The organism is Spirosoma sp. 209 (genome assembly GCF_002006735.1).
GTDB lineage: Bacteria > Bacteroidota > Bacteroidia > Cytophagales > Spirosomataceae > Spirosoma > Spirosoma sordidisoli.
Map to the genome: position 1 here is coordinate 78,449 of NZ_MVEC01000015.1, position 23,301 is coordinate 101,749.

The window sequence follows — 23,301 nt, forward strand, 5'->3', positions numbered from 1 at the left end:
GGCCCCACGCCGGGTCTATGTGGTTCGCTAACAGTAAGCCAGCACTCAGATGTGCACTTGTGGTCTGTCAACCACCAACGCCCCCCTTGTGGCCATCAGAGAACGGCCACAAGGGGGCGTTGGTAAGTAGCAATTTATTCAGAGCGCAGGCTCTTGACCGGGTTCATCAGGGCCGCCTTGATACTCTGAAAACTCACCGTTAGCAGCGCAATGCCCACGGCCAGCAAACCCGCCAGCGCGAAGACCCACCACGACAAATCGGTGCGGTATTCAAACGTACCAAGCCATTGCCTGAGCGCATACCAGGCCAGTGGCGAAGCCAGCACAAGCGCGATCATAACCAGCATCAGAAAATCTTTGGAGAGCAGCCCGATAATACTGGCAACACTGGCACCCAGTACTTTACGGACGCCAATCTCTTTGGTGCGCTGTTCGGCAGTGAAGGCCGCGAGCCCAAACAGACCCAGACACGAGATCAGAATGGCCAGTATCCCGAAATAATTGACCAGTGTACTGACCTGCTGCTCAGCACTGTAAAGCTTTTCGTACGCTTCATCCACGAAATGGTACGTGAAGGGGTAGTTGGGGTTGACCTGTTTGGCCAGGCGTTCGAGATCGGCGATGGTCTGTGGGGTTTTCCCGGCGCGGGATTTCACCAGCAGGTAGCTGTTTCCCAACGGATTATACAGCAGAATGACAGGGCTAATGGCTTCGTGGAGCGACTTTAGGTGAAAGTCTTTCATCAAGCCGATAATACGCCCTTTTCCCCGCCAGAATTTCACCTCCTGCCCTACCGGCGATTTCATCGACATCATCCGGGCAGCCGCTTCGTTGATAATATAGCTGGATGAATCGGCCAGACCCGTCGTTCTGAAATCACGGCCATCAAGCAACTTTATATTCATTGTCCGGATAAAATCGCCCCCTACCTGTAAAATCGATACGTTGCTTTCGGTGGTTTGCGTCATACCCGGCCATTCCAGATCGCCGGATGAATTCTGTACGTTCATGGGCAGATCGCTGGATGTGGTGGCCGTCACTACCGATGGCTGACGCATCACCTCCTGCCGGAATGCTTCCGTTTTATTACCTTCGGTCAACGTGCCTTCCAGCGGCATGTAAATAAGGTTTTCCCGGTCGAGACCCAGGTTTTTGGTGCGCAGGTACATCATCTGCTGACCAACGACCAGCACACCCGCAATCAGGAAAATGGACAGCGAAAACTGAAAAACGACCAGTGTTTTTCGGAATAGAGCGGGGCCATGGCCAAGTTGCATTTTACCTTTCAGGATCCTGACCGGCTGCAATCCCGACAAAAACAGGGCTGGATAACTTCCAGACAGAAAGCCCGTAATCAAGACCAGCCCGGCAAGACTTAACCAGAAAGCCGGACTCGCCAGGTCGATGGCCAGTTGTTTTCCAAATGTGGTGTTGAAGGTTGGCAAGACCAGCCAGACCAGCCCAATCGCCAGTACAACCGCCAGCAAACTGGTCAGCATCGACTCACTCAGAAACTGCCCGATCAGCGACGATCGCAAGGCGCCTACCACTTTCCGAACCCCTACTTCGCGGGCCCGCAGGGCTGAGCGGGCCGTGGCCAGATTGATGAAGTTGATACAGGCAATCAGCAAAATAAAAAGGGCTACCAACGAGAAAATTCGCACGTACTCGATGCGACCGCCTACAGCCTTTCCATTTTTATAGTCGGCATACAGATGCAGGTCCGTGATCGGTTGCAGCACCGGCCTTCCTATGTCGAAATTTTTGCCGGCAAAGCGGGGATAAATCATCTTCATGGCCGTTTCGGCCTGGGCCATCGTTACGTTGGGCTGTAGTCTGACAAACGTATAAAAGCTGACATTTCCCCACTTTGTCATCCAGTCCTGCTGCTGCACCTTCCAGTTTACGAGCCAGCCAAATTGCAGACTGGACGCATGCGGCAGGTTTTCGATCACGGCGCCAACGACGTAGAGTTTGTCGTTGTCGAGCTGAAGTGTTTTGCCGAGGGCTTGTTGGTAGTCGGTGCCTGATCCGGTAAAGAAGTTCTCCGCAACGGCGCGGGTAATGACAATCTGATTGGTTTGAGCCAACGCAGCTTTGGGGTTACCGGCCAGCGCCGGCAGGTCGAACACGCCAAAAAAATCGTCGGTGGCATAATACCCCTTTACTTTATCTGACTTGTCGGCAGCCGATGGCCCCACCGATTTTAGTAGTAACTCCGGGCCGTAGTTGATCTTCGTCACAGCAGCTACTTCGGGGATATTCTTCGCAATGACTTCCTGGAGTGGGCCGGGGGTAACAGAGTTTGTTGCTATTTCGCCCGTGACCGGATGCTGAAAATTGACCCGCACGTAATGAATCGCTTCGGCATTGCGGAGAAACCGGTCGTAGCTCAGTTCGTCGCTCACCCACAGGCCAATGAGCAAACTACAGGCCATACCGAGGGCCAGGCCAAACACATTGATACCCGAAAAGAGTTTGTTCTTGGCGAGATTCCGCCAGGCGATTTTGAGGTAGTTCGTCAGCATGATTCTTAAAAAATGATGAGTGATAAATGATGAATGAGCTGATAACGACTGTGGCATTCATCATTCGGAACGTAGTGATCTCACCGGGTTCATCAGGGCCGCCTTGATACTCTGAAAACTCACCGTCAGCAGCGCAATGCCCACCGCCAGAAAACCTGCCAGGGCAAACACCCACCACTCGATGTCGATCTTATAGGCGAAGTCCTGTAGCCACCGGTTCATAGCGTACCACGCAATGGGCGACGCGATCACGATCGCAATCAGCACCAGTTTCAGAAAGTCTTTGCTGAGCAACGTAATGATGCTGGCCACTGAGGCTCCCAGCACTTTCCGAACCCCGATTTCCTTGGTGCGCTGCCGGGTGGTGAAGGCCGCTAAACCGAACAGACCCAGACAGGCAATCAGCACGGCCAGCCCCGCGAAGATGCCAAACAACTGCCCCACGCGCTGCTCCGAAGCATACATCAGGCTGAAGCGTTCGCTCAGGAACGAATAGGTAAATGGCATATCAGTCTGCGCTTTCCAGCGTTGCTCAATCGTTTTCAGCAGGGCGGGCATATCGTCGGTTTTCACCCGCAGAGCCATCTGGTAATTATCCTGTCCACGAAACAGGACCAACGGGGCAACTCGCTGCCGCATCGACTCGAAGTGGAAATCCCGCACTACGCCCACAATGGTGTACAGTCGCTGGATTTCGCCACTCCCATCGCCGGCCGTTTTGAGCCGCTGGCCAATCGGGTTTTTCCAGCCGAATTGTCGGGCGGCTGCTTCATTGATCAGTATCGCCGAACTGTCGGACGGAAAGGCTTTGGAGAAATTACGGCCCTGAGCCAGGCCAATGCCCAGCGTAGGGAGATAATCTTCATCAACGAAATAGTGGCGGTTGCGGTAGGTTTCGGGCTGGACCGATCCGTTGTCGGGCTGAAACGCATTGTTTCCACTGTTGGACGAACCGGCGGGCATGTACCCCGCCGACGTAACCCGCACCACAGGCGAGAGTTTGGCTATTTCGGCTTTGAACGCATCCAGTTTCGAGGCCAGCGTATAGGTGTCATTGAGAATCAGCACCTGCTCTTTATCAAAGCCCACTTTCTTGTTCTGGATATAGTTCAGTTGCCGGGAAACGAGTATCGTGCTGACAATCATAGTGATGGATACCACAAACTGCACCGTAACCAATGTATTGCGCAGCCAGCCGCTCCGTGCGCCAATGTTTACGGCACGGCCTTTCAGCACGCTCACGGGCCGGAATGCCGACAGCACAAAGGCCGGATAACTCCCCGCCAGCAAGCCAATCAGCAGGCAGGCCAGCCCAATGCCCGGCAACATCCAACCGGATACGATAGCCCCGATTCCGAACTGTTTGCCCGCCAACTGATTGAACCCCGGCAACAACACGGCCACCAAAACCAACGCCAGTAGCAGGGCCAGAAACGTCAGCAATACCGATTCAGCCAGAAACTGACCCATCAGTTGCCCCCGTTCCGACCCCATCACCTTCCGCACGCCCACCTCTTTGGCCCGCCCCGCCGAACCCGCCGTTGACAGGTTCATGAAGTTGATACAGGCCAGCAACAGGATGAATCCGGCAATGGCCACGAAGATGTAGATGTACTGGACATTGCTGTTGGGTTCAAGTTCATCTTCATAGTCTGAGTGCAGGTGAATGTCGGTAATGGGTTGAAACTGAAACCGGAGCTGATCACCCTTACGGAGGAATTCTGCCAGACTGATTCCCAGAAACTGCGGTAATTCCGGCCCGATATACCGCGCCACCATTTCAGTGCTTTTGGCCCGGAGTTGGTCAACGGAGTAGCCCTCTCGCAACAGCAGGTAGGTGTGCATCGCGTCGTTCAGCCACTTGCCGCTCTGTTTTATGGAGCGCATCGAACAGAAAAAATCATAGTGGAAATGTGTGTTCGACGGTACGTCTTCGCATACGCCCGTCACCCGAAACGCGCCCTTATCGCCCATCGTCAGCGTTTGACCAACCGGGTTTTGATCGCCAAAATACTTGCGGGCCGTTGTCTGGGTCAGCACCACTGTGTTGGGTTCGGTGAGCATCGTTTTCGGATTTATGCCCGAATAATTCGTTGCCAGCGGAATGGACAGGATGGTAAAAAAGTTGGAATCGACGAACGCAACGTGTTCTTCCTTAAAACTATCCGTGCCGTGCTTGACGATAAACGAACCATCCGTATTTAAGCGCGTGGCTGCTTCGACACCCGTATAATCCCGGACTAATGCCGATGCCGCAGGTGCGCCAGCCCCTGCCGCGTTGATGTCGGTTCCGCCTATCCGTCCGTGGGTAGTCATGCGGTAGATGCGGTCAGCGTGGGTATGGTAACGGTCGTAGCTCAGTTCGTGCAACACGAAGAGAACGATAAGCAGACAGGTAGCCAGTCCAACCGCCAGCCCGACGATGTTGATAGCCGAAAAGATCTTATTACGGAGCAAATTCCGCCAAGCGATTTTGAGATAGTTCGTCAGCATACTTCTGAGCATTTATTCACTACGTAACGATTTGACCGGATTCATCAGGGCCACTTTGACGCTCTGAAAACTCACCGTCAGCAGGGCAATAGTCACGGCCAGTGTTCCGGCCAGCGCAAACACCCACCACTCGATGTCGATCTTATAGGCGAAGTCCTGTAGCCACCGATTCATGGCATACCAGGCCAGGGGTGAGGCAACGACAATAGCCACCAGCACCAGTTTCAGAAAGTCTTTGGAGAGCAGCGTAACAATACTGGCAACACTAGCCCCCAGCACTTTACGAACGCCGATCTCTTTGGTGCGCTGCTCGGCGGTGAACGTCGCCAGACCAAACAGGCCCAGGCAGGCGATGAAAATGGCCAGCACCGACGCGATGGTGAACACCTGCCCGTATTGCTGCTCACGGCGGTACTGCTGATTGTAATGGTCATCCACGAAATAATAGGCAAAAGGGTTGCCGGGATAGGCAGCCTTGTACAGCCGCTCTAACTCAGCCAGTTTGCGCGGCAGATCGTCGGTGGTGAGTTGTATGGTTAAATCACCCACCGAACGACGGGGCAGGAAAATAACGGGGTCGATCAACTGCCGCAATCCCTGATGATGATAGTCGTTTACCACCCCCACAATTTCGTAGCCAGTCGTTCCCCAGTTAATGGATTGACCAACCGCCTGGGCAGCCGAGGCAAACCCCAACTGCCGGGCCGCCGTTTCGTTGACAAGTAGTTTCGCACTTTTCTCCCAGGCCAGTTCGGCCTCCTGCTGGGTGAAGTTCCGGCCAGCGGCCAGTTGAATACCGTAGGTAGCCAGAAAACGGTTGTCGATAACGCCCATTGAGTAGCCTTGTTTGTCGGCTTGCGGGCGTGGGTTCTGTTTGGCAATGCCCGTTGTGGAGAAGTCATGCGGGTTACCAGGTGCGCTGCCCGTCAGGCAAAAGCTTTTTACGTAGGGCCGTTGCAAAAGCTGCTGTTCCAGCGCATTCATGCGGGGTTTTAGGGCCGCTTCCTCCCCAACCGACGGTCGCTGAATCACGACTCGCTGGGCCAGTTGAACGCCGAGGTTCGTGCGCTGCATATACTGCAATTGGCGGTAGAGCACGAACGTACCGACCATCAGGGCTACCGACGCGCTGAACTGCGCCACGACCAGCGTCTGCCGCAGCCACCCGCTCCCTGCCTGCTGGCTGCCTTTCAGGGTTTGTCGGGGTTGGAACGAGGCCAACGCGAAGGCCACGTAGCCGCCCGATGCCAACGTGCCGACCAGGAGCAGCCCCAGCCCGGCCAGTCCAAAACCACCCGATGCCAACATACCTACTGATAAATCCTGCTGCACAAAATCATTATAAAAAGGCTGCAGAGTCACCATCAGCGCCAAAGCCAGCCCTACACCCAGCCCATTGAGCAGTACCGATTCGCCCAGAAACTGCCCCATGAGTTGCCCCACTCCCGCGCCAACCACCTTCCGAACGCCTACTTCTTTGGCCCTTTTGAGTGCCCCGGCCGTCGATAGATTCACGTAGTTAAACCAGGCGATCACCAGAATCAGGCCCGCGATGCCGCCGAGCAGGTAAATGAACCCTAAGCTTCCCGCAGTCCGGTAGGGCGTACTCAGCGAAGCGGCCAGGTGCATGGTGGTAGCGGGCTGAAGCAGTAGAATGCTCTTATCGTCGGGGGTGGCTTGTTTTTTGTAAGCGTTGAACTTGGCTTCCAGTGCGTGATAATCGGCGGTGCCGGGGCCTTTAGGTTCGGTTAGCTGAAGAAACGTGGTCAGGTAGTTCCCGTTGAACCCGTCGAGCCGCGCCCAGTCGTTGCCATTGAGGTTGGCGGGGTTGGCCAGCGTTTGTAGCGAAAACACCGCGTCGAACTGAAAATCAGAGTTGGGCGGCATATCGGCATAAACGGCAGACACGGTGTAGAGGGTCTTGCCAAATCGGTTGTTGAGCGTCAGCGACCGTCCAACGGCCTTATCGGTGCCAAAATAGGTCCGGGCCTTTGTCGCCGACAGGGCCACCGTGTTGGGCTGAAGCAGGGCCATAGCGGCTCTGCCCTGCACGAGCGGAAACGTGAAGAGTGTGAAGAAACTCGCATCGGCATACACCAGTTTGTCTTCCCGGAAAGCCTGTGGCGCCCCCTTGGTTCGTTCTGCGGTAATGATTCCGTTGGCCGAATGCTCGGCAATGCGGCAGTACGCACGCACATCGGGAAACGTTTGCTTCACCAGTGGGGCAATGGCCGGGGCCATATCGGTATACACGTTCCCATCTTCATTCTGACCCGTCAGGCGGTAGAGCGACGGCAGCTTTTCATGAAACCTATTGACGCTTCGCTCAAAGCTGATATATTCCATAATTAGCCCGAAGACGGCAATACCCAGCGCGAGGCCGACCATGTTGACGATTGAAAAAACCTTGTTTTTCCAAAAACTGCGCAGGGTGATTTTGAGGTAAGAGCGAAGCATGGCGTTGGTTTATTTAGAGGGTTTGGCAACATTGATAACCCGAGCGTGTCCGGTCCTGACTTCGTTCACGGTTTGCGCATTGACGCGAAGAGTTGCGTTGGCCTGTGCCACCACATTGGTCGTTTGCGTAAGTAGCCCGTCGGCTCGAACACCACCATTGGCGGCACTGGCCACATTGAAGATCTCGACCTTGCCCCGTAGCGTGACGTTGCCATTGGCCTGGTTAGTCAGGTCGAAGGATACTCCGCTTAGGCCAGTCACCAGCACGTCGCTGTTCGACCCGTGTCGGAGACCAAGGAGCCGGGGGGTTCGGATCGTAACGCTGATGGTCGATTGACTGATCCAGAAGGGTTTACCTGATGGCTCGGCAAACGATAGGTTCAGGATGTTCTCCTGCTGATCGATCCGCAGGAACGGGCGCAGGTTATCGTCCAGGCTGATGGCCACCGATGATTCAGGACCACCGACCTCAACGGTAATTCTGGCCGGAAACTGCTGCGTCTGAATCTCGGTGAACGGGGGCACAGACTTAACTTCCCGCACGACGCGTCCGCTGCCGCGCAGCTCATGAGCGGAGCTGTATTTGGGGTCCTGCGCTTGCAGGGTAGCTGACAACAGCCCGAGAAGAGCAACAAAGATTGTTTTCATAAACGAGCGCTTAGAGATCATTCGGAACGCAGCGATTTCACCGGGTTCATCAGGGCCGCCTTGACGCTCTGAAAACTGACCGTCAGCAGGGCGATGCCTACCGCCAACGTACCGGCCCCCGCAAACACCCACCACTCGATGTCGATCTTGTAGGCGAAGTCCTGTAGCCAGCGGTTCATGGCGTACCCCGCAATGGGCGAGGCAATCACAATGGCTACCAGCACCAGCTTCAGGAAATCTTTAGAGAGCAGCGCGACGAGGCTGGCCACCGACGCGCCCAGCACTTTGCGGACACCGATCTCTTTAGTGCGCTGCTCGGCGGTGAACGCGGCCAGACCAAACAGACCCAGGCAGGCAATGAAGATAGCGATACCCGAAAATGCCAGGAACAAGCTCCCTTTCTGCTCGTCGGAGCGGTATTGCGACGAGAAGGTTTGATCCAGAAAGGTGTATTCAAACGGTTGATTTGGGTTAACGGCTTCGTACATTTTCTTTACGTAGGCCAAAGCAGTCGGTACCTGCTGTGGCGATACCCGAATCAATAGATGGTCGCCTGGTTTTTTAGAACGAACCAGCACCAGCGGTTCGATCCTGTTGTGCAACGAACGCAAATGGAAATCGCTGATGACACCGGCAACTTCCACTCGTTTTGCGTCGAGTTCGACTAAGCCCGTGGTGCGGTTTTTCCAGCCCAGGCGCTTCAGCATCGCTTCATTGATAAATACTGCACCAGCCGAGTCAGCCATTGGCCCGGCTGTAGAGGCACTGCCTTCTTTCAGTTTTATCTGGAGCACGTCAAGAAAGTGTTCGTCAACCCGGAAATGCTCGGTACTGACTGGCTGCTCGGTTCCACGGGCGTAGAAATCGAACGTACTCTTGTTGTTCATTTCACCACCAATTGAGCCATTGGTTAAACTCACGCCTTTGATCAGCGGGCTTTGTAACAACCTGTTCTTTAGAGAATTGGCAGACAATTGAACCGACGGCACTTTGAGCGGAATGTTGAGCACCTGCTCCTGATTAAAGCCCAGTTGGGTATGGCGCATGTATTGCAGTTGCTGGTAGACGACAAGTGTCCCCACAATCATGGCTGTCGAAATCGTGAACTGAAGCACGACCAACGACCTGCGTAGTAAAGCAGCTTTCCCACTGACTGAAACGTTTCCTTTCAGCACCAGAGCCGGCTTAAACCTGGAGAGCACAAAGGCCGGGTAAAGCCCACTGATCAAGCCAATTAGTAAGGTAAAGCCAACGAGTAGCGCAGCCGTTCGAGGACTTGCTACATCAAGTGTCAGCGATTTGTCCGTAATGGCGTTGAAAAAGGGCAGCAGTAAAACGAACAACAGTAGGCTCAAAAGAATAGCCAGAAACGACACCAACAGCGATTCGGTCAGAAATTGCCCAATGAGTTGAAGCCGACCTGAGCCAATGGCTTTGCGAACGCCGATCTCTCTGGCTCGCCCGGCAGAGCGAGCCGTGGCCAGATTCACGTAATTGACAATGGCAATGAGCAGAATAAATAAGCCAATGGCTGAAAACGTGTACACGAAGGCCATATTCCCGCCGTTTTCTTCGCCCATCAGGTGCGTCGAGTGCAGGTGTATATCGGCCAATGGCTGAAACGTAATCTCGAAAGTCACCTTCGAATCACCCTCTGCTCCAATGGCCCTGGCTATGTATTTTTGGTAGAACGCGGCCATTTTGCTTTCCAGTTGTGGCTGGTCACTTGCCTGGTTCAGCAACACATAGATTTTTGAGCCAAAATTGTCCCAACCATTCAGATTGATGGTACTGGCAGCCGTATTGGAGTAAGGCAGAATCGCGTCGAACTGCAAGTGATGATTCAGGGGTACCTCCCTGATGACACCCGCCACCGTAAACGGTAGCTGTTCTTTCACCCTGACAACGCTACCCAGTATGCCGTCTGTCTTCCCGAACAGCTTAAGAGCCATCGTCTGCGTCAGAATCAAGCTGTTCGGGCTGATGAACGCGGTTTGTGGACTTCCCTCGATAAATTGATAATCGAAAAAAGTAAAGAGCGTCGAGTCTGCGAAGATGACGTTTTTGGCGTACAGGGCTTTCTCGCCAACCCGGAGCAGAGTTTCAGTGCCCGTTTTTACCCGCAATACGTTTTGTATTTCGGGATATTCCTGTTGCAGAGCCGGGGCCATTGGGGCCGATCCAACGCCCATTTTGTATTCATTGTCGGCCCACTTAATGTGCAGATTCAGGCGAAAAATCCGGTCGGTGTTCGCGTGAAATCGGTCGTAGCTTAGTTCGTCGCTGACGTAAAGCCCCAACAGTAAAGCGCAGGTCATGCCACCGGCCAACCCCAGTAACGTAAGCGCGCTGTAGGTTTTGTTACGAAGCGAGTTCCGCCAGGCGATTTTGAGGTAGTTCGTCAGCATGATTCTTAAAAAATGATGAGTGATAAATGATGAATGAGCTGATAACGACTGTGGCATTCATCATTCGGAACGTAGTGATCTCACCGGGTTCATCAACGCGGCCTTCACACTCTGAAAACTCACCGTCAGCAGGGCGATGCTCACCGCCAGCAAACCCGCCAACCCAAACACCCACCACTCGATGTCGATTTTGTAGGCGAAATTTTGCAACCAGCGGTGCAGGGCATACCAGGCCAGGGGCGACGCGATCACGATCGCGATTACCACCAGTTTGAGAAAGTCTTTCGACAACAGGGCTACGAGGCTGGCCACCGAGGCTCCCAGCACTTTCCGAACGGCAATTTCCTTGGTGCGCTGCACGGTGGTCTGGTAGGCCAGTCCGAACAGACCTAACGACGCCACGACGATGGCCAGCCCGGCAAAGAGGCCGGCCAGATAAGCGAATGTCCAGTCCAACTGGTACTGCCGGTTGAAAAACTCGTCCAGGAAAAACGAAGAAAATGGGCTGTCCGGAAACGTCTTTTGCCAGATCTGCTGAATGCTGGCCATCGTCTGCGGCAGCTGATCCGGGCGGAGACTGACCGTGAGGTAGCCGTCAGGGGCGTCGCCCAGTTCAAAAATAATGGGGTCGAGCGCCTTCCGGAGCGACAGCTGGTGGTAGTCGCGGAGCACCCCGACGATCGTTGGCGTTTGTTGCATCCGGTAGTTGATCCGCTGCCCGATGGCCTGAGCCGGGCGGGCGTAGCCCAGCATCCGGGCCGCCGTCTCGTTGATCACCACCGACTGCCCCCCGGCGGCATCGGCGCCGAAAGCAGGCGAAAACCAGCGACCAGCCGCCAGCCGGGCCCCGAACGTCTGCAGAAACGAATAATCGACCGCCGAAAAATAGTACCGCCCGGCCGACTCCTCTTCCCGCTGGTTCAACCGACGTACCAGCCCCGCCCGCGACAAGCCCGTAATGGGTTTACCCGGAATCAGGTTCGAGGCCGTAACCTGCTGAACACCGGGCGTATTCAGCAGCCGGGCCCTGATTTCGTTCAGTTTGGTCCGGTAGGTCGAGTCGGTTGTGGCCGGCCCGTTGATGACCAGCCGCTGGTCCAGCCTGATGCCCACGTCGTACCGTTGCATGAACGTCAGCTGACGATACATACCCAGCGCCCCGGCAATCAGCAGCATCGACAGGACAAACTGAAACACGACCAGCCCTTTCCGGAGCGACAGCCCCCGGGCGGGCGCCCCCCACTGCCCCCGCAAGACGGCCGCGGGCTGAACCGTGATGTTGACAAAAATCGGATACAGGCTCGACAGCAGCACGCCACCCGCAAAAAACCCGGCGCAGACCAGCAGCCATCCCTGATCGGTCAGCATCCGCAGGGATAAAGGCTGACCCACCAGTTCGTTGAAAGTGGGTTGCACGAGCGAGACCAGCCCAGCCGCCAGGGCCATACTGATCGTGTTCAGCAGGAGCGCTTCCAGCAGGAATTGCCGCAGCAGATCGGCACCCGACGCGCCCGTTACTTTCCGAACTCCCACTTCCTTAGCCCGCTCGGTAGCGCGTGCCGTGGCCAGGTTGACGTAGTTGATCCACGCAATCAGGGAGGTGAACAGCGCCACCACGAGCAGCACCCCCACCATGAGCCGACTGCCGTTGGTACCGGGTTCGCCCAGCAGGGGCGGGTCCAGATGAATACGGCTCAGCGGCTGGAGCTGCAACCCATCCTTGCTGGCTTCGCCCTGGGTTTGCCGGATGTAACCGGGCAGTTTGGCGTCCAGCCCCCCCGCCGACGCCCCCGGTCGGAGCCGCACATAGGTATAAAACGAGTCGCCCCAGTTCGACAGCTCAGCCTCACCCCGCGAAAAGAGGGTAAACGAAACAAGCGCGTTGATGGACAGGTGGGAGTTGGCCGGACTGTCGGCCAGTACGCCCGTTACGGTATAGTAGCTAACATCCCGGTAGCTGCCCCCGGCCCAGTCGCCGTAACCGCCGGTCATCTTCAGCGTTTTACCGACGGGCTCTTCGTTGCCGAAGTACTTCCTGGCCAGGGTTTGCGTGATAACGATCGATGTCGGGTTCCGGAGGGCCGTTGCCGCGTTGCCTTTGAGCAGCGGAAACGAAAAAAAGGTCAGAAACGATGGGTCGGCCGCCAGCACGTTGTCTTCGCGAAACCGCCTGACCAGCTGCGGGGTCTCATAGCTGAGCTGCGCGCGGGAACGATGAAACCGCACCATCGATGCGACCTCTGGAAAGGCCTGCTGCAGCCCCGGCCCGACCGATGCCACCGTAGTTGCTTTGGCCGCCAGCTCCCCCTCCCCGTTCAGCTGGTTATACCGAATCCGATAGATGTCGGCAACATCCTGATGAAACAGATCATAACTACGCTCGAAACTCACGTACTCCAGAATAAGCAGACTGGTGGCTATTCCCGTGGCTAACCCGGCTACGTTGATCAATGTAAAGGTTCTATGCGTCCACAGGTTACGAATAGCGATGCGGATGTAGTTTCTAAGCATAAGAGAAGAGAGCTAATGAACCAGTACGTACCTACCCAGGGCTGGGAAATCAACCCCCGAACCACCCGGGGCCGTGCGGACACGGCCCCGGTCCAGACGGCAATGGCTGACGCATAGGAGACCGTGAGGACACGGCCTCGGGTGACACGGAATGAACCGACCTACGGCCACAGCAATACACCAGCGAACCGGTGCTGGGCCGGGCGTTTTTTAGTCAGATCGTAAGCTTCTGACCGGGTTCATCAGGGCGGCTTTGATACTTTGGAAACTCACTGTCAGCAGGGCGATGCCCACCGCCAGCAAACCCGCCAACCCAAACACCCACCACTCGATGTCGATTTTGTAGGCGAAGTCCTGCAGCCACTGGTTCATGGCATACCAGGCCAGGGGCGACGCAATCACGATCGCAATAACGACCAGCTTGAGAAAGTCTTTCGACAACAGGGCTACGATACTGGTTACCGAAGCGCCCAGCACTTTCCGAACGCCAATTTCCTTGGTGCGCTGTTCGATGGTCAGTAAGGCCACCGCGAACAGGCCCATGCACGACAGCAGAATAGTCAGACCAGCCGCTATTCTGAAGATGGTCGAGAATCGCTCTTCCTTATCGTACCAGCGGTTGGTGTTCTCATTCACGAACGATGCCTGAAAGGGAGCCGAAGGGGCCATCTCTTTCCAGAGCGACTTGAGCGCATCCATGGTCCGGACCATTCCCTGGGGCGTTGTCCGGATCAGGGCGTAACTAACCCCGGTGCGGCTATCGAGGTGGAGGGTGATCGGTTTGGCTTTCTGATGCAGAGAAAACAGGTTGAAGTCCGGGATGACGCCAATAATCTCGTATTTCCGGTCGGCGGTATCCGGCTGAATCACGACGCCTACCGGATCTTTTTCGCCCAGCTGCTTCGCCAGGCTCTGGGTAATAATCACCGCCGAAAGCGTATCGGTACGGAAGGCCGGGTTGAAGTCGCGGCCCGCTTTCAGGGTCATACCCAGGGTTTTCAGGTAGTCGAAATCGACCCGTAGCCAGTCGGTTTCTACCTCCCGGTTTTTATGGGTCCAGCCGCTCATGCTCCGCGACGTAGACCCGTCCAGCCCGCTGCCGATGTTGGTGGCCGTTCCTGAGATGCTGACCACGTCGGGGTTGTTACGGAGCCGGTCGCGCAGCTGTTGCAGCGCCCGGGCCCCGGTCAGGTTGTCGCGGTTACGGAGCGGTAAACTGATGACCTGCTCTTCCGAAAAACCCAGTGGGCGCTCGCGCAGGTAACGCAGCTGCTGCCCGATCAGCAAGGTGCAGATGATCAGCAGGCTGGCCAGCGCAAACTGGGCCACGATCAGGATGCTCCGCAATCCACCCGACTTCGGTCCTTTTACCTTCCCCTTCAGCACCGTAACGGCTTCGAAGCGCGCCATAATCCAGGCGGGGTATCCGCCCGTCAGCAGCGTAATGAACAGAAAGGCGACCCCTATACACCCGATCGTGATCGGATGCGTCAGCAGATCGAACGACAGCCGCGTGCCGAACAGCTGGTTATAAAACGGCCGCAACCCAATGGCCAGGGCCACACCGGCCACCAGCGCCACCAGACAAATCACCAGCGACTCGGCCCAGAATTGCCCGAATAGCTGGCCCGCCTGCGCGCCCAGCGACTTTCGCACCCCTACCTCCCGCGCCCGCGTCACCGACCGGGCCAGCGACAGATTGACGTAGTTAATGCCGGCAATCAGTAGGATAAACAGACCAATCAGAGCCAGGGCGTACACGTAGGTGCGGCTCACCCCACCGCCCATAACGCCTTTGGTATCGAACCGGATATCGGTCAGGGGTTGCAGCCGGAGGCTTATGTACTCGCCCTGCGCGTCGGGTTTCTGCCCGCGCTGTTTCGCTTCGGCGATATCGGTCTGCCAGTATTTCCGGGTAAACGAGCGGAGTCGCTTTTCGGCCGTCTGCGCATCGACACCCGGCTTTAACCGGACAAACACTTCGTGATTACGACTCCCCCATTCGGCTTTGGCCGCCTGATAGTCTGCCCGGGTTTCGGGGCGTACCAGGGCGTCGAAACGGAATGTCGAGTTGGTGGGTATGTTGGCCAGTACGCCCGTGACGATGAAATCGCGGCCCATGTTGAGCCCGTCGGTACGCAGCGGTTTCCCGATCGGATTCTGATCGCCGAACAGGTCCCGGGCCATGTCTTCGGTAATAACAATGCTGCTCAGATCCTGGAGGGCCGTATTGGGGTCGCCGGCCAGCATCGGGAAGGTAAACGTCTTAAACACCCCCGGATCGGCAAACCGGATATCCTTGGCGACGTGTTTCTCCCCAACAAATTCGGTCTGGGACCACATCATCCGCGTTACCGATTCGGCATCGGCCATCTCGGCCTGCAGCGCCGGCGACAGCGGGTAGGGCATAATACTCGTTACATCGCCCGTCGACTCCTGCAGATACACCCGGTAAATGCGGTCAACGTCGGTATGGAACCGGTCGTAGCTCCACTCGAACCAGGACGTCAGGAAAAGCAGCGTGGCCGTAGCAAAGGCCACGGCCAGACCAACGACATTGATGCCCGTATGGGTCTTGTGTTTCCAGAGCGTGCGAAAGGCGATTTTGAGGTAATTACGAATCATGACAGCCTACCAAAAGTTGAACTGTCAACGTCATTCCCAAATGTCATACCAGGCTATAAATCACTGATTTTCAGTTACTATATTTCGTAAATATGAGCCAAGCTGTCCGTATTCGGACGGAGCCGTTCGTTTGCGGACAGCCGTTCAGGGCAGGTAAAACACCGGCTCGAGCGGGGCCGTAATGGGCGAGTGGTCAGGGTTCGTCTCCATCAGATCGGCCATGTAGGCCCACCAGCGCTGTACAACCGGCAGGTCGGGCAGCTGATCAGCCGTGTGCCCGTCGGTGCGCTTCTGTACGGCAAACAGCGTACCGGTGCGGTGGTCGAGAAAAATGGCGTAGTCGCTGATGCCCGCTTCGCGGAGTGCAGCCGCCAGCTCGGGCCAGATTTCATCGTGTCGGCGCTTGTACTCGGCTTCGTTGCCGGGCTTGAGCTGCATCGTGAAGGCAATGGGCAGCATAGGTTCAGTTCAGTTTGCAGAGTTCGGTACCTGCCAGCAGCAGGCACCCTAATCCATAGTCCTCAAAATCGGGTTTGCTGGTATAGGTAACGGGCTGTCCGTCTTTGGGTTCTTTACCGGTTCCCTGCACGTAGCCCAGAAAACCGGTTGAATGTACGGCTTCCGTAGCCATGGCGTTCCAGGCTTTAGCCACCACCGGCCCGTATTCGTTCCGGTTCAGCAAACCGTGGTTCATCCCCCAGGCCATGCCGTATACGAACAGCGCGGTACCGGTCAGCTCCTTACCCCCAAAATGACTGGCATCGTGCAGACTGACGTTCCAGAACCCGTCGGGACGCTGCAACGGTTTGATAGCCTGCATCATATCAAGGTAGGTTTGCAGGTATTCGTCGCGGTGGGGCGCATCGGCGGGCATGATGTCCAGCACCCGAACCAGCGCGGCTACCACCCAGCCGTTCCCCCGCGACCAGTAGCAGTCCTGACCGTTGGGCTCTTTGTAGGGCGGCACGAAGTCTTTGTCGCGCCACCACAGCTTATCGACCGGATTGTACAGGCCTTTGCCGCCCTCTACCGTTTTCGTATGCCAGTAGAGCCGGTACATAGCCTCAAAATAAGCCGGGTTCTTTTCCAGCACGCCCAGTTTGGCAAACACCGGCATAGCCATTTGCAGCGCATCGATCCAGGTCCAGTCGCTTACGGTCTGGCTTTGCATCATGGCGTCGATGGATGTTTTTATGGCGCGGATGCGTTCGGGCTGCCGGTCAAGCTGGTAAAGGTCGATGTAGGTCTGTCCGCAGCACTGGTCGTCGGCGTTGCGGGTAGTAACGCCCGACCGAAGTCCCCAGCGGTGCTTCTGCCCCCAGTCCAGCGCATAGTCGAGGTAGCGCGGCTGCGGATCGAGGGCGTGGAGCGCCATCAGCCCTTCGTAGTACACGGCGCGGGTCCAGATGTTGCTGGGCCGGACTTTGTTGGTTACGATGTCGAGACCGGGGTCGGGCCAGGTCTTCATAAAGTAGTCATTGGCCAGGGTCATGGTTTGCCGGATGGCCCGCGTAGCCGGCAGTTTTTGCGCCGAAGCCCAGCCGGTCAGCAGCCAGCCGCCCATAACGACTACTACGGTGGTACGAATCGATGTCATTGCCCCGAAAAGAAACTTCCCGCCCGGTCTTACTCCTCTCACCCACCCGGCGCCCCGGCCTTATGACCCCACCAGGATGCAGCGTCTGCGCCAGGCCTCTCGGCTCATTCCCGACCAGGTCTGACAACATAGAAACCCAGACAGAGAGGCAGGCACATAGCATATATAACTCAAAAACAGCACATTACATAATACCCGCTGTCCCGTTCGTTTCTCGGAACGCTGTTGCGCAGCGCTATCCTTTTGAGTATTTTTGGTTTTCAGACGTACTCATCACGCCAACCGTATGTACCAATCGCAGCATTCGCCCTGGTTCGCCCATGAGGACGACATGGGTGTCAATGCCCCCCTTCGCCACCAGCAGGTCATCTCGAAGCTGCATGTTGAGTTAGGTATACTCTACTACAAAACCAATAGTATTCCATACGAGCCACTGACCGAAACCATGCTCACTGAAGGGTACGGGAACCCGGTTCCAGACCTGCTTCTGTTCGATCACCATACGGAGTCTACCCGCCTGATTATTGAAATTTGTCAAACCAGCGGGCAGAAAAATGACATCCGAAAGGTAATTCGATTGATGGACGACTGCGACTATGGTATACAGGAAGGGTTCGTCTATAATTACAAGACCCGGCAGTGGTTCCGCTATCGTTCCGGCGACGGCGGCCTGGTAGAACCGTCTTCGTTCTCCATCCTGCTCCAGCGGGACCTGAACAGCTTCCTGTAATGTAATCTCGCCTTCGCTTCGTTTTTTCTCACCCGCATTTTTCGTGAAGATCGAGTGGATTTATCAACACCGAGCGAGTCGGGAAACCGTTTTTTTCAGCGCTTCTTTCTGGCTACGACTCATGCCGGCCACGCGAAACTGCCGTATGTAGCTAATGTCTTTACCCCGGGCGTTCCCGTTGACCTCAATCGACATGATGTTGTCGGTGTTCTCGATACGGGTCGTCAGGTTAGTATTGCGCGCCTGTGCGGCTGCCCAAAGGCCCGACCCGAGGAGCAACGAAGTGAGATACGTTTTCAGTCGGTTCTGATGGCTTTGACAGGATTCACAAGGGCGGCTTTGATGCGCTAAAGTCAACGAACCGGTATTGGGCCAGACTGCGAAAAGCGGTTTTGAGGTTATTTCAGCGCATGGTGTTAGTCCGGATTTTTCAGTGACTCGGCCAGCTTTACGGTAGCGACCTTCCAGCTTTGCACACTCACAGCCAGGGCCGCTGTGAGCAACACCACCCCATTGGCCACCAGATAAGGCGATACACCCAGCTGCAAACCGCCTGTGAACGGCTGGGTTTGCTGCAACAGCAACTGAATTCCCGTAAAACACAGGGCGTTGGCCAGCCCACCGGCTACCAGCAGCAGGCTGATGAACTCCCGGTTCACCAGCAGAATGACCTGCGAGACGGTTGCGCCCAGCACTTTCCGAACGCTCACTTCTTTGATCCGGCGTACGAAATGCTGCGTAGCCAGGCCGTATAGCCCCATGCAGGCAATCAGCAACGCCAGCCCCGACAGCACCCCAAAACCTGCCGACAGCTTTCGCGACGTCGTGTTGAAGTTTTCGAAAACATCTTTCTGGTAAAACCAGGACGGGGTCATAGTCGGCACATGGGCCTTCCAGATGCGCGTAACGGCTGTAGCGACCTGTGGCCCACGGCCCGGCTCAAAATCAGCAATCAGATACGTAAAACGGGATTCGGGCGCGGGCCGTAAAATAGCCGGGCGTTCGGCACCGGACCCGAACCATTTGAAATCCTGAACCACCCCGGCCACAGTCACCAACTGGCTGTCGAGCCGCATGCTCTGACCCACAACGGGTTGTTTCAGGCCATGTTGCTCCACAAACGTCTGATTCACCAGTACCGACTGCGTGTTTTCGGCCCGACGCTGAGGGTCGAAGAAACGGCCCTGCGCCAGTTTCAGGCCGAGCGTTTGGGGGTAGTCAGGACCAACGTCAAACACCAGCGCCTGCTTTTCTATGCCACCAACCCAAACCGACTGACTATTCATCGACTCGCCCACGTGGCTTTGCGCCCCCGATACGGCCCGAACGTTGGGCAGTTGCCCTAACTCGTTTTTCAGGATGGTGTATTGCGTGCTGTCGGTCAGGCGTAGCACCAGCGCGTTGTCGGGTGTGTAGCCCCAGTCTATATTCTGCCACTGCTTGCCCGCGTGGGTGAGTGCTACGCCAATGATGACGGCAATGAACGCCAGCGCAAACTGCCCCACCAGCAGCACCCGCGCCACGGTACGCCGATCGCTGAATTTCAGCTTCCCGGCAAATACCACCGTGGGCCGAAACGCCGACACATACAGGGCCGGATAGGCGCCCGATACCACCGCCGTAAACAGCAGCAAACCGATCAGAAACACCCAAAGTGTACCGTTCTGGCCAACATTCAGCGAGATGGTCATGGTCATGATGTCATTGAAAAGCGGAATCAGGAACAGCTCGGTGATGAGCAGCCCGAACGCCAGCGCAAACGCGCACAGCAGCAGGTTCTCTATCATAAACTGCCCGATCAGTTGCTGCCGGGTGCCACCCAGCACCTTCCGCATCCCGATTTCTTTAAGCCGACGTGTGACACCCCCCAGCGAAATGTTGACGTAGTTGACGCACGATATGGCCATCATAACCAGCGCAATAGCGCCAAACACCAGCGAAATGAGCGGATGGTTGGCTTCGGCGGGTCGGCGATCCACGTCGTAGGCGTTTTGGGCCGGTTGCCGAAGGTTATCGAACACAAACGACTCGATGGGTTTTTCGGGGTTGCGGGCGTTGTAACGGGCCATATAGGGCTTCATCTGGCGGGCCAGCGTGGCAATGTTGGCGCGCGGGTGCAATTCCACAAAAACCGCACTGATGTGGCTGCTCCAGTCCTGATTTTTCAGAGCCGTATGCACCGGATGGTAACCCGTAAGTAGTGCGAATTTGAAGCCGATGTTGTCTGGAAAGTCCGCGGCCACACCCCGCACCACAAACTGTTTCTGTTCACGACTGCCGGTCAAAACGGTGAACGGTTGCCCGATGGGATTCTGATCGGGGAAGTATTTCAGGGCCATGTCGTGGCTCAGAATCAGGGCCGACGGGTCGCGGAGGGCGGCCGGGCTACCCTGGGCGAGTGGGAACGTAAAGACATCGAAGAAATTAGCATCGGCATAGGTAATCATCTCGCTGATGACGCTCTCGTTCCGATAGACCGTTACGTTTTCTCGCTCGACCCGCACCGTGTGTTTCACCTGCGGAAAATCGGCCGCGAGGGCGTTGGCCATAAGTGCGGGGGCATCGCCGAAGGTGCGGGTTTCGTCCTGATGTTTCTGCACGTACTCGAGCATGTAAATCCGGTCGCCATTGGCGTGGAAATCATCGAGTGTCCAGAAGTTTCGCAACGTCAGAAACACCGTAATACTACAGGCCACTGCAATAGAAAGCCCCACAATGTTGATGAGGGAGGCCAGTTTGTTGGCGAGTAGGTTTCGCCAGGCGAGGAGAAAATAGGTTCTAAGCATAGTTACTCTGCTCTTAGTGATTTTACCGGGTCCATCAGAGCGGCTTTTACGCTCTGAAAACTCACGGTCAGCAGCGCGATGCCCACCGCCAGCACACCCGCCAGCGCGAAGTACCACCACTCAATATCGATTTTGTAGGCGAAGCCCTGCAACCACCGGTGCATGGCCCACCAGGCCAGCGGAGAGGCCAGCACCACCGCCATCAGCACAAGTTTCAGGAAGTCTTTCGACAACAGCATCACCACGTTGCCGACGGTTGCGCCCAGCACCTTCCGAACGCCAATCTCCTTCACCCGCTGCTCTACATTGAACGATACCAGCCCGAACAAACCCAGACACGAAATCAGAATCGCGATAAACGTAAAGTAGCTTACCAGCGTCGAAAGGCGGTTTTCGGCTTCGTAATTCTTCTGAAATTCGGCGTCCAGGAAACTGTATTCAAACGGCTCGGCGTAATTGAACCGCTGCCAGACGCTGCCAAGTGATTGCAGGGTGGATTGCATATCGCCGGGCTTGAGGTTCACCACGACGTAATTGTAGTTGCCGTTCAGATTGAGCGTGAACCCAAAGGGTGTAATGGGTACGTGCAGGTCTTCGAAGTGAAAATCCTTCACTACGCCGACAATTATGCTGCGGTAGTTTTCCGAATCCCGGTTGGCGATGGCGGGCTTGCCAATAGCTGCCTGAGCCGAAGGGTAGCCCAGTTCCTTCACCGCTTTCTCGTTCAAAATAACCCGGTTGCTCGTGTCGCCGGGAAATTGAACCGAAAAGAGCCGACCCGCCACGGGTTCGATGCCCATTGTGTGCAGGTACGTTGCATCGACGCGATTCATGCGAGTCACTTTGGCATCGGCCGCAACTTGCTTTTCGCCGTAAAGCCGGGCGTCTTCGGGGTTGAAAATACCTGGATAATAGGCCGATGCCCCCACCGAACGTACCTGCGCCGTGCTGACCAATGCCTGTTTCAGGGCTGGGTAGCTGGTCTTTGCCGTTTCGCTCCGAAGCGGAATAATGAGCTGATGCGCTGAGGCAAATCCCAGATCAGCCGAGCGCAGGTAATTCATCTGGCGGGCAATGACCACCAGCGCGATCATCAGCATCACCGACAGCGTGAACTGCATGACCACCAGCCCTTTGCGCAACGATACGGCTGCCAGTGACCCACCCGCCCGGCCGACCCCGCCTTTCAGCACGGTGATGGGCCGGACCGATGACAGGTAGAAAGCCGGGTAGCTGCCCGCCAGCAGACCCGTGGCCAAACTAATCCCAAAGAACGTAGCCACCAGCCCCAGCCGCTGACCTACCGAAAAGTGCAGCGTTTTGCCCGATACGGCTTCAAAAACGGGCGTCATCAGCCAAACCAGCGCCAGTGCCAGCCCAAACGCAAACACGCTGAACAGCAGCGCTTCGCTTAGAAACTGTCGCACCAACGACGCCTGCTCGGCGCCCAGTACCTTCCTGACGCCCACCTCGGCGGCTCGCTTGCCCGACCGTGCCGTGCTGAGGTTCATGAAGTTGATGCAGGCAATAAGCAGCGTGAACAGCGCAATACTGCCCAGCACATAGAGGTACGTCAGACTCCCGTTGGGTGTTACGTTGTGCGTCAGGTCGGTATGGAGGTGAATATCGCGCACGGCGGTCAGAAATTGCTTTTTGTCGCGCCCGGCCACGGCCAGGTCTTTCCGCATGTATTTCTCCACGAAGGCGGGCAGTTTGGCTTCCAGCTTGCGGGCGTCGGTGCCGGGCTTCAGCTTCAGGTAGGTAAAAAACATGTTGTTGCTTACCATGCCCGTAGTGCCGTTGATGTACTGCGACAGGCCCCCCCCGGCATACGACAGAAAAAACCGGGCGTCGATGTGCGAGGGCACGGTGCCGGGCCGGAACACACCCGTGACGGTGTAGTCGCCCACGCCGTTGGTATTACTCTCGATGTGAATGGTCCGGTTCAGGGCAGACTGATTACCGAACAGATTACGCGCCATTGTCTCCGACAGCACAATAGCGTGTGGATTGGCCAGGGCCTGTTTGGGGTTGCCTTCTACAAAGTCATACCGAAAAAAGGAGAAGAACGTTGGGTCGGCCAGGTAACCTTTCGATTCGTAGAAGACGGCTGGTTTACTGTTCGCTATGTTCCCGACAGGGTTGGCGCGGAGCAACGTCTTGTCGTCGCCGAAAAGACCCACCAGTCGGGTTGTGCTGCCAATTTCGGGGTATTCCTGTTGCAGCGCATCGGCCAGGCGGTAGGGGGTGGCGGCCGTTTTCTCCTCCCCATCGGGGTTTACGAACACCGTCCCGACCTGGTATAACTGCGCTACGTCGGGGTGATGCGTGTCGTAGCTCAGTTCGTCGTAGACGTAGAGGCAGATGAGCATGCAGCACGACAGTCCCGCTGCCAGCCCAACGATGTTGATAAACGAGAAGGCCTTGTTCTTGGCCAAACCGCGAAAAGTGATTTTGAGATAGTTCGTTAGCATGACGTTGGGGAGTACCGGATAATGGGGATGCTGATGAACACTAT

At 56.2% G+C, this 23,301-nt stretch carries 13 protein-coding genes; 1 reads left to right on the plus strand and 12 read right to left on the minus strand.

What is annotated here, in order from left to right:
• Positions 1–134: 134 nt before the first annotated feature.
• From B1C80_RS21290 to B1C80_RS21330, 9 genes are all read right to left on the minus strand, one after another.
• On the minus strand, positions 135–2,528 hold the full coding sequence (locus tag B1C80_RS21290) for an ABC transporter permease (RefSeq protein WP_077923236.1): 2,394 nt from the start codon (positions 2,526–2,528) through the stop codon (positions 135–137).
• 60 nt (positions 2,529–2,588) lie between these two features.
• Positions 2,589–4,985: an ABC transporter permease gene (locus B1C80_RS21295; protein WP_369822729.1), complete on the minus strand. Its 2,397-nt coding sequence runs from the start codon at positions 4,983–4,985 to the stop codon at positions 2,589–2,591.
• Between the two features lie 48 nt (positions 4,986–5,033).
• Entirely contained in the window at positions 5,034–7,478 is a 2,445-nt protein-coding gene (locus B1C80_RS21300; RefSeq protein ID WP_077923237.1) for an ABC transporter permease, read from the minus strand.
• A 9-nt stretch (positions 7,479–7,487) separates the two neighbouring features.
• Positions 7,488–8,126, minus strand: a complete 639-nt coding sequence (locus tag B1C80_RS21305) for a GIN domain-containing protein (RefSeq protein WP_129602523.1) — start codon at positions 8,124–8,126, stop codon at positions 7,488–7,490.
• 17 nt (positions 8,127–8,143) lie between these two features.
• Positions 8,144–10,534, minus strand: coding sequence for an ABC transporter permease (locus B1C80_RS21310; RefSeq protein WP_161492799.1), 2,391 nt, complete (start codon positions 10,532–10,534; stop codon positions 8,144–8,146).
• A 60-nt stretch (positions 10,535–10,594) separates the two neighbouring features.
• Positions 10,595–13,045 carry an ABC transporter permease gene (locus B1C80_RS21315; protein ID WP_077923240.1) on the minus strand — a complete coding sequence of 817 codons (2,451 nt, stop codon included), beginning with the start codon at positions 13,043–13,045 and terminating at the stop codon, positions 10,595–10,597.
• Between the two features lie 210 nt (positions 13,046–13,255).
• Complete coding sequence (locus B1C80_RS21320; protein WP_077923241.1) at positions 13,256–15,670, minus strand: ABC transporter permease; 2,415 nt, start codon at positions 15,668–15,670, stop codon at positions 13,256–13,258.
• 144 nt (positions 15,671–15,814) lie between these two features.
• Positions 15,815–16,129, minus strand: coding sequence for an L-rhamnose mutarotase (rhaM, locus tag B1C80_RS21325; RefSeq protein ID WP_077923242.1), 315 nt, complete (start codon positions 16,127–16,129; stop codon positions 15,815–15,817).
• A 4-nt stretch (positions 16,130–16,133) separates the two neighbouring features.
• Positions 16,134–17,267: a glycoside hydrolase family 88 protein gene (locus tag B1C80_RS21330; RefSeq protein ID WP_077923243.1), complete on the minus strand. Its 1,134-nt coding sequence runs from the start codon at positions 17,265–17,267 to the stop codon at positions 16,134–16,136.
• A 286-nt stretch (positions 17,268–17,553) separates the two neighbouring features.
• Between B1C80_RS21330 and B1C80_RS21335 the strand changes: the two genes are divergently transcribed.
• Positions 17,554–17,997, plus strand: a complete 444-nt coding sequence (locus B1C80_RS21335) for a hypothetical protein (protein WP_077923244.1) — start codon at positions 17,554–17,556, stop codon at positions 17,995–17,997.
• 63 nt (positions 17,998–18,060) lie between these two features.
• On the opposite strand, the gene B1C80_RS21340 is transcribed toward B1C80_RS21335, so the two are convergent.
• The 3 genes from B1C80_RS21340 to B1C80_RS21350 form a co-directional block, all read right to left on the minus strand.
• The gene (locus B1C80_RS21340) at positions 18,061–18,276 is read right to left on the minus strand and encodes a hypothetical protein (protein WP_077923245.1); all 216 of its coding nucleotides are present in this window, start codon (positions 18,274–18,276) and stop codon (positions 18,061–18,063) included.
• A 137-nt stretch (positions 18,277–18,413) separates the two neighbouring features.
• Entirely contained in the window at positions 18,414–20,783 is a 2,370-nt protein-coding gene (locus B1C80_RS21345) for an ABC transporter permease (protein ID WP_077923246.1), read from the minus strand.
• A 2-nt stretch (positions 20,784–20,785) separates the two neighbouring features.
• Entirely contained in the window at positions 20,786–23,257 is a 2,472-nt protein-coding gene (locus B1C80_RS21350; protein WP_077923247.1) for an ABC transporter permease, read from the minus strand.
• Positions 23,258–23,301 lie beyond the last annotated feature (44 nt).